Here is a 509-nt window from a genome sequence, read left to right on the forward strand (position 1 = left end):
ACAGACCAATGGGGCAGATGTCCCTAAAGCCGGGTGTCGAGATGTACCAGCAGCCGGGGCCAGTCGGCTCCCAGCTCCCCTCCAGGGTAATGTCGTGCCATCCATCCGGGAATAAGGCGGTGAACCCCTCCCCGGCATGGATGCCCCGGCCCTCCAGGAGCAGCCGGGGGTGCAGATCGGCGTCTGCCGGGGCTGGTAGCTGAAGCTGGGCAATACGGTCTTTCTCGAAATCCATGACGTTCCCCCTCAATCTTCGTAGTGGCCCCTACATGACAAAATCACGAGGCTCTCGCCCTCCATGGTGTAGGTCAGCCGGGTCTTATCGTCAATACGCTTACTCATGCCCTCGGCATGACGCAACAGCTCCGCTTTACCCAGGCCCCGCACTGCTCCATCCCGCTGCAACTCCTGGAGCAGCTTGTTAATCCGCTGCAAGATCTTTTTGTCTACTGTCTGCCAGTAGAGATAGTCAGCCCAGGCGTCAGGCGAAAAGGTAAGGTTATACGCCA

At 59.1% G+C, this 509-nt stretch carries 2 protein-coding genes; both read right to left on the reverse strand.

The window, feature by feature from the left end; translation table 11 throughout:
• On the reverse strand, nucleotides 1-235 hold a 235-nt coding region (locus D1159_RS19075; protein ID WP_161847147.1), incomplete at its 3' end, for a hypothetical protein.
• Nucleotides 236-246: 11 nt separating this feature from the next.
• Nucleotides 247-509, reverse strand: a 263-nt coding sequence (locus D1159_RS19080) for a Txe/YoeB family addiction module toxin (protein WP_161847148.1), incomplete at its 5' end; no start/stop codon positions are given.

The sequence above is a fragment of the Pseudoflavonifractor sp. 524-17 genome (genome assembly GCF_009935845.1).
Classification (GTDB): domain Bacteria; phylum Bacillota; class Clostridia; order Oscillospirales; family Oscillospiraceae; genus Pseudoflavonifractor_A.